Origin of the sequence: Mycobacterium sp., from assembly GCF_039583805.1 — a bacterium.
In the GTDB taxonomy this organism is placed as follows: domain Bacteria; phylum Actinomycetota; class Actinomycetes; order Mycobacteriales; family Mycobacteriaceae; genus Mycobacterium.
Map to the genome: position 1 here is coordinate 1 of NZ_JAVKSH010000137.1, position 7631 is coordinate 7631.

8 protein-coding genes and 1 pseudogene are annotated in these 7631 nt (G+C 66.6%); 4 read left to right on the forward strand and 5 right to left on the reverse strand.

Annotated elements, in window-relative coordinates; all coding sequences use genetic code 11:
- Positions 1–351 precede the first annotated feature (351 nt).
- Both ABDW21_RS15350 and ABDW21_RS15355 read left to right on the forward strand, forming a co-directional pair.
- Positions 352–579 carry an antitoxin gene (locus ABDW21_RS15350; protein WP_343601401.1) on the forward strand — a complete coding sequence of 76 codons (228 nt, stop codon included), beginning with the start codon at positions 352–354 and terminating at the stop codon, positions 577–579.
- A complete protein-coding gene (locus tag ABDW21_RS15355; RefSeq protein WP_343601378.1) occupies positions 576–977 on the forward strand; it encodes a TA system VapC family ribonuclease toxin in 402 nt (133 codons plus the stop codon). The genes ABDW21_RS15350 and ABDW21_RS15355 overlap by 4 nt, the downstream gene beginning before the upstream one ends.
- A gap of 2 nt (positions 978–979) precedes the next feature.
- Here the strand turns inward: ABDW21_RS15355 and ABDW21_RS15360 are convergent, their stop codons facing one another.
- The 3 genes and pseudogenes from ABDW21_RS15360 to ABDW21_RS15370 form a co-directional block, all read right to left on the reverse strand.
- Positions 980–2146 (reverse strand): serine hydrolase, encoded by a 1167-nt coding sequence (locus tag ABDW21_RS15360; protein ID WP_343710676.1) that lies wholly within the window; start codon positions 2144–2146, stop codon positions 980–982.
- A 23-nt stretch (positions 2147–2169) separates the two neighbouring features.
- Positions 2170–3648 (reverse strand): biotin carboxylase, encoded by a 1479-nt coding sequence (locus ABDW21_RS15365; RefSeq protein WP_343601377.1) that lies wholly within the window; start codon positions 3646–3648, stop codon positions 2170–2172.
- Between the two features lie 175 nt (positions 3649–3823).
- A pseudogene (locus ABDW21_RS15370) lies at positions 3824–3997 on the reverse strand (HNH endonuclease); the annotation flags it as partial.
- 304 nt (positions 3998–4301) lie between these two features.
- On the opposite strand from ABDW21_RS15370, the gene ABDW21_RS15375 reads away from it, so the two are divergent.
- Both ABDW21_RS15375 and ABDW21_RS15380 read left to right on the forward strand, forming a co-directional pair.
- Positions 4302–4547, forward strand: a complete 246-nt coding sequence (locus tag ABDW21_RS15375; RefSeq protein WP_343710674.1) for an antitoxin VapB family protein — start codon at positions 4302–4304, stop codon at positions 4545–4547.
- Positions 4532–4936 (forward strand): type II toxin-antitoxin system VapC family toxin, encoded by a 405-nt coding sequence (locus ABDW21_RS15380; protein ID WP_343710675.1) that lies wholly within the window; start codon positions 4532–4534, stop codon positions 4934–4936. Before ABDW21_RS15375 ends, ABDW21_RS15380 begins: the two co-directional genes overlap by 16 nt.
- 537 nt (positions 4937–5473) lie before the next feature.
- Here ABDW21_RS15380 and ABDW21_RS15385 read toward each other — a convergent pair.
- Positions 5474–7009, reverse strand: a complete 1536-nt coding sequence (locus ABDW21_RS15385) for a serine/threonine-protein kinase (RefSeq protein ID WP_343601374.1) — start codon at positions 7007–7009, stop codon at positions 5474–5476.
- Between the two features lie 102 nt (positions 7010–7111).
- Positions 7112–7631 (reverse strand): hypothetical protein (locus ABDW21_RS15390; RefSeq protein ID WP_343601372.1); only part of this gene is annotated, 520 nt, incomplete at its 5' end.

Below are 7631 nucleotides of genomic sequence, written 5' to 3' on the forward strand. Positions count from 1 at the left end.
GAATTTACGACCAGTGTTCCCGTGCCGTTGCGCCTCGACCTGGATGCGCTGGGCGCGCCGTAGCGATAGGCACGCTCGGCCAGTGTCCGCAGGTAGTCGTGGGTGGCTACGGATCGAGCATTCGGCAGCCCGTGGTCGAGGGTGTTCCAGATGAGGTCGCAGTAGCGGCGGATGGTGCGCGCGAGACGGACGACCTCGGGGCATTTCGCATAATGGTTCGGCAGCGGTGACCGCTGTGACAGACGTGACGCTTCCGGCGCCGGGCCGGCGGCCCACGATCCCGCTGGCCGTGGACAATTACCTGCGCGTATCGCATACGTACATCATGATGCAGTGATGTTAAGATGGGGCGTGCGCACCACCGTTGACCTCCCCGACGACCTGCACAAACAGGCGTTGGCAATCGCGCGGGACACCCACCGCACGTTGAGCGAAACCGTCGCCGACCTCATTCGGCGCGGCCTCGGAGCCGGCGGCCCCGCCACAATCTCCCGAGACCCCAGGACCGGGTTGCCTCTGGTGAGCGTCGGGGTGGTCGTGACCTCCGAGGACGTCCGGTCCTTGGAGGATGAGCAGTGACGGCGCTGCTCGACGCGAACGTGCTCATCGCGCTGGTCGTCGCCGAGCATGTGCACCACGATGCCGCCGCGGAATGGCTATCGGCATCCGACACGGGATTCGCTACGTGCCCGATCACCCAAGGAAGTCTTGTCCGATTCCTGGTGCGGACGGGGCAATCCGCGGCGGCGGCGCGCGATGTCGTCGGCGCGGTCGAGAGTTCGGCCCATCACGAATTCTGGCCCGATAGTGTCTCTTTCGCCGATGTGGAAATCGCTGGTGTGGTCGGTCACCGGCAAGTAACAGATGCTTACCTTGCCCAGCTCGCACGAAGCCGCAACGGGCAGTTGGCGACTCTCGACAGCGGCCTGGCGCACCTGCACAGCGATGTGGCGGTACTCATTCCCACGACACCCTGACGTCACACGGCCTTTGAACCCGTGCCCCCACCCACTTCGTCTGCCACCGCATCGAATGCGCGCAACGTGTCCAACTGCAGCTGCGGATCCCCGGGGTTGGGCTGGGCGGACAACTTGGCGGCCACCACCTCCGCGGCGCGGTTGACGTAGATCATCTGACCGCACATGCCCAGGCATAACGCGATGTTGTTGCCTGGGTAGGGAAACCACACCTGGTTGCGGTACATCCCGCCGTGCATCTGGGTGTCCTCGGGGCTGGCGGCGAACGCCTGACGCGAGTCGGGCCCGCCTATGAGCGTGTCGGCGATCCACGCCGCGGGCACCACCTGCTGGTCGGTCAACGAGACACCGTCGCGCAACAACAGCGACCCGAACCGGATCATGTCGGTCAGGCATGCGTTGATGCCGCCGTCGAATATTCCGGTGCCTGCCGGATCGACTCCGATCGTGGCGTCGCAGTGGGCGCCGATGCGGCTCCACAGCAGTTCCGACATCAGTTCGGGCATCCGCTTGCCGCCGGCGGCCTCGCAGATCCAGCCGAGGACGTCGGTTTCACACGAGCGGTATTCGAACGGGCCGCCGTGCGCCGCCTTGCGCCGCAGGGTCAGCAGGTAGTCACGCAGCGTGGCCGGGAGATCCGGCCTGGTCTGACGCTGCCACCCGATCACCTGCTCGCGGACATGTATCGCCGCCTCCGGATCACCGTAATTCTCCGAGAAGGCGATCCCCGACCTCATGTCCAGCAGGTGTCGCACCGTCGCACCGGCATAGCCGCACTCTGCCAGTGCCCCAACGTAATCCGTCACCGGCGCGTCGACATCGAGCGCACCGGCCCCGCACAGAGCGCCGACCACGGCCGCCACCAGCGACTTGCTGATCGAGAACAGCAGGTGCCGGGTCTGCGCACCCATGCCGTCGAGGTACTCCTCGGCCACCAGCGCACCGCGGTGGGCGACGGCCCACCCGTCGGTGCCGGTGCCGGCCATCACCGCGCCGACGGTGCTAACCGCCCCGTTAACGCGGGTCACCGCGATCTCGAAGATCGGCGCACTGGCAGCGGGCAACGCCACGGCCGGCCCGGTCCCGCGCGAGATGACCGCGGTCGGCATGAAGTCGTCGATGTGCTGGAATGCCCAGTGCGAGTGGGGTGGTGACAGCCAGTTGTCCAGGGACAGATCGGCCGGAACGCCGCTCACGCTCGCGCGACGAGCCGCGAGACGATCGGCGTGGCCGGCGCCAGGGGTGTCGAGGCGAAGTGCGCCTTGAGGCCGTCGACCCAGCGCCGGCAGCGCTCGGTGAGCTGATAGTCGTCGGTCTGCAGGTGCCCGGGGGTGACGAGCACGCCGAGTTGGGCTCCCTCGCAACGCAAGTCGCCCGGCGCCGCGACCCGCATGTAGAACGCCTCGGAGTCGTCGAGCAGCGTGGCCCAGTCGTTGCCTGGGCGGGCAAAGGAGACGCGCCCGTCCTGGTCGAGGCGCCACACGCCGGTGCGCGGTGTCGCGGTGAACAGCTCGAGATCCGGCGAGGTCTCCGACATGATCAGCTGACCCCACACCTCGTCCTCGCCGTAGCCCCGCTCCCAGCGCGCGTTGATCTCCTCGACGTCGAGCTCGTACTCCACGTCCATGTACTCGAGCAGGTGAAACAGGAACAGCGGGATGTCGGCGTAGGCCTCGGTGGTCAGGTTGGTCATCGGGCTCGCGCCGGACAGGCGCGGGTTGACCTCGCCGAGGTAGAGCACGTCGGCGTCCAGGTCGTGCAACAAGTCCACCTCGAAGTAGCCGCGGTATCCCTCGCGGCTCAGCACGTCGCCCAGCCTGCGCAGCATCTCCCGCGCGGCGTGCGTCTGTGCGGGCGGCAGCACCTCGCGCCAGACGTCGTTGCCGCACCAGGCGCCCCGGTACGGGGTCAGCTCCGGGTAACCGACGAGGCTCGTCATCGCGGGGCCGATCACGGTACCGTGGCGGGTCACCGTGCCCTCGATGCACACCTCGACATTGCGGATGCGCTTCATGACCTTGACTTCTGCCTGCTCCGCCACGCCGGCAGCGCAACTGTCCCAGTCGCGCTCACCACGAACGAAGAACGTCGCACTGCCGGCATTGCCGTAAGCCGCCTCGACAACGAGGTCGTCTCCCAGCCCGGCGCTGTGGGCAAGCGCTGACAGCTCTTCGTAAGAGCCGGCCCGTCCGATCACGTGAGGCACGCTCGGCACACCCGCCTCGTCGGCCAGACGTGTCATGACGGTCTTGGAGCCCAAGCGGTGGCGCAGCTCCGCCGGGGGGTGCATGACGTTGAGCCCCGCCTGACGCGCGAGGGCCTGGGTCTCCTCGTCGAGCATGACAAAGCAGGCCTTGCCGCCGGGTCCGCGCCTCGCGATGAAATCAATTGTCTCGGGATCACGCAGCAGGTGGTTGCACACGTCGCCCATGCCGTCGAAATCGACGCGGTCGCGGCGGCGGGGCACGAACACGCGCGAATGCACGCCCTCGAACGAGTCAAAGTAGGTCAGGTAGAAAAAGTTCCGTATCCAGCGGTCGATGCCGAGCAGGTTGAACGGGGTTGGTGAGACGAAGTACAGCGGCACAGCGTTGGTGTGAAAGAACGCGCGGACGTCCGAGAGGCAGGTCAGTGGGCGCTGTGGCCCAGGCCCGTCGGCGGTCACGCTCACGCCGGCCGCGGCGACGTCGGGGGCGCTGCGGGCGACACGACGGCGGCATGATCACGTAGCTGCATCCGACAAGTGTGCCCACGGCCGTGGGGAGCATCAAGTGCCCCCGCCTGGCCTGGTGCCTGGACATCCAACGTGCGGCGCGGGCGAAGCTTCGACTCGCGACACCAGTTGCTCACGTCCACGACAACGGAAAGCTGATGTCGAGGCGTGAGATCTGCCTGTAGCCCGACCAGATCGGCACGCCTGCAGGCTGCACCCGGTAGATACCGAGCGCCGCGGCGACGACGCGGTCACGCTGGGTCGGCCACTGAATCTCGGATGCGATCTTCTCCAGCACCTGGCGGTCACCTCTCGGCTGCTTCGCACGAGCTTTCTCTCCGTCCTCGCCGGCTGCGCGAAGGCGCTCGAGAGCGAGTCGGCAAGGCGCTGAGGGATTTTAGTCGCCGCTCATGCCGCCACTGGCTTGAGCAGCGTGACGGCCCGGCGGTCGTGCGACCGCGTCGAAACCATCAAAGGATTCCGCGACGGCAACACCGTCAGCTACCAGTCGCGCGCGTCGGCGGAGAACCAGCGACCCGAGCGAGGTGGCGTGGCTGCGGATACCCGCGATCGAGATTGCAGACATGCATGCATACATGTATACATACACTATGGCGACCAAGACGATATCGATCGACCTTGAGGCGTATGAGCGCCTTCGGGCGGCTCGGGTTTCGCCCAACGAATCGTTCTCGCGTGTCATAAAGCGAGCGCATTGGCGCAATGAGTCCAGGACGGCCGCTGTGCTTTTGGAGGCGCTCGCCGATTTGCCACTGGTGAGTGAAGACGGTCTCCGGCGCCTTGACGAAGCCCAGCACGCGGACGCACCACCCGGGGACCCGTGGCGCTTCGGCTGAGCGTCGACACCACATTCCTCATCGACCTGCAGCGGGAACGAGCCGGAGGTGACGACGACGGCGCCGCGCACCGATTCCTCAGGCGATCGCCGGACGCCGAGTTGTTCCTGTCAACGATCGCGCTGGGCGAGTTTGCCGAGGGGTTCGACCACGCTGAGCACCCGATCGTCGTGGCCATGCGCGAGGGGCACACCGTCGTTCCGATAGACGCTCAAACCGCGTTCGTCTACGCGAGGGTGGTCCGCGAGCTCCGTCGCCGCGGCGAATTGATCGGCACCAACGATCTCTGGATCGGTTGTGCGAGCCTGCGATTGGGAATTCCGATCGTGACCGCAAACACCGCCGATTTCCGTCGTATCGATGGGCTCGGCATCGTGCAGTACCGTTGACGATGCGCGAAACACGCGAAACCCGCTCTCGGTAAGAGGGTTACACCCCGTCCGGTGCGGCGCGGAACGCCCTGAACACATCGTGGTGGTCGGTGACGGCCGGGTGTTGGCCTCCGACTGGGGGATCGCCACCACCCGCTGCCCGAGCAGCAGCGGATCGGCCCCGTCATCCACGGTGCACCCGTGTCGTCAGCCCGGTGAGGTCGAACTGCACCACCGCGCATTATCGCCAGCGAAAGGGGCCGCGCGGGCAAACTGGTCCGAGACGAGATTCCCGACATCATTCGAGCCTCCGGACGCACACCGCACGACGTTGCCCGCGGGCGCGTACCGGGCCGCCCTGCGTGACACGCTGCGCGAAGAGGCAGGCTGGTGGGTTGAGGAAACGGCTATGGCGCGATGGTGTCGACCCGCACCCGGCCGGTTAGCACCTGCAGAAGAAGCGCCGGCACCCGGGCGGCTGGCGAAATCCAGATTAGGTTGCAGGCGTTGACCATGCGTGACGATGCCCGAGCGCGGGCTTTGAGATGTCCCGAATCAGTTGTAGGCCGTACTTCCCTCGACCGTATGCGTCGTGCTGATGAGCTTGGCGATGCAGTGGTCCCGGTCCAGCGCTTGGGCCCTGCACCATGCCAGCGGACCGGCCGCGTCGGGAAATGCCACGCCGACCACGGTGACCCAGAAGTCGGGTGCCGAAAAGGTCGACCAGTCACCCGACCACAGCAGCCGTACGTCGGGATAGCGCTGCCTGAGGTCCAAATGCTCCTGCAGCGTCATGGTGTTGTCCCACACCACACCCTGATCGACGACGCCGGGGCGCTTGGAACTCAGTTGCGGCACCCAATGGTCGGCGAGGGTGGCGGCCACGAATGGCCGGTCCTCATCAGCGATTTCGCGCAGTCGCTGCTCAGCGTCAAGCGGCGCGGCGATGGCCGAGCTTTGCGGATAGACCGGCTGCGTGGTCGAGGGCGGCTCCGTCTGGTAGGTGAGCACGCTGGGTGGGGTATAGGCGAGTGTCGGTGAGGAGGTCTGCGGCTCCGTGTCGCGGGTGGCGACGAATCCGATCGTCAGCACCACAACGCCGACGAGCAGTAGCGCGGCGGTAAGAATCAACGCTGGCAGCAAGTACTTTCCTCGGCCTTGTGGCGCCAGAATCGTTGGGGGAGTGAAGTATTGGGCGTTGAGGGGTGGGTAGCTACCCGGCCCCGCCACGTATTGGGGCGCAGGCATCGTGGGCGCGCCGGCCGCCGACACCTCCGGTGCGAGGCCCCGCTTGGCGGCGCGGCCCAGCGCTGCGGCACTGCCGTAACGGTCATCGGGGTGTTTGGCCATGCCGCGGGCGATGACGTCGTCCAACGACGCTGGAACGCGGGCACTGACTGTGCTGGGCCGCGGAGGCGACGACGACAGGTGGGCCGCGATGACCTGCTCGCTGTGGCCCGAGAACGGTTTGTGGCCCGTCAACGCCTCGTAGAGAACGCATGCGAGCGCATAGATATCGACGGCCGGTGTCGCTTCGGAGCCCCCGAACCGCTCCGGTGCCATGTAGTCGAAGCTGCCCACTTGATAGCCCGCCATCGTCAGGTGGGTGTCGCCCCGGGTCTCGGCGATGCCGAAGTCGACCAGGTAGGCGAAGTCGTCCGGCGTGACGAGGATGTTCTGCGGTTTGACGTCGCGATGGATCAGTCCTTCGGCGTGGGCGGCGTCGAGTGCGGCGGCGATCTGGCCGACGATGTCGGTGGCTCGCTGCGGGTCCAGGGCGCCTTTCTTGAGTATGTCGTGCAGGGTCTGGCCCCGGACCAGCCGCATGTCGATGTAGAGGACGTTGTCGATCTCGCCCCAGTCGTGGATCGGGATGACGTGCGGCTCCTGCAGGATCGCCGCGGCACGCGACTCGCGGAGGAAGCGGACACGGAATTTCTCGTCGTCGGCGTACTGCTCGTTGAGCAGCTTCAACGCGACGGTTCTGCCCTTGTCGGTGTCGTAGGCTTCATACACCTTGCCCATGCCGCCCGTACCGAGCAGTCGGACGACCTTGTACTTGCCGAACATCCCGCCGACGAGCAACTTCACCGCACTCCCTGCTTCCTTTCGCCACGGTCAGTATCCGCCCAGACAGCGGTCGGCGCAGGCGTTTGCCGAGAAGGCGCCATCGCGGGATGCGGTGCGCGCCGGCTACTCCTTCGGGCAACAGCCGACATCGGCGAGCCGGTCCAGCTGCTCGAGGAATTGGTGGGCTTCGCGGTAGGCGGCGGCCGTCGACGGCTTCTGGCAGGGCATCTTGCGCAGCACCGACGCCGCCGTCCCGAGTCGCACCAGGACATCGCCGACGTCGGCTTCCGGAATGTCCACCACGGTGCCGCGGTAGTTGCTCAAGATGCATTGGATCGCCTTCGGCAGCCGCCTGACGTCCGGGGTGATGCCGTCAGCCAGCAGATAGGGCAACTTCCAGGTATGGGTGTCGTTCGCGGCGCCGACATAGGCGAAGCACTGCATGGCGACCTTGTATTTCGGGTGCAGCTCACCGGCGGCGCCGAGATCCACACCAGAACCGACGTCGCCAATGCGATGGGACAGCGCCCCGAGGCCAACCGGCAGATCCGGGCGGAGCCGGTAGATGCCGTGCACCGACAACCACCACAGATCATCGGGGGCTTCCTCGGTGTCAAGCTGCAGCCACACCCGAGGGCGCAGC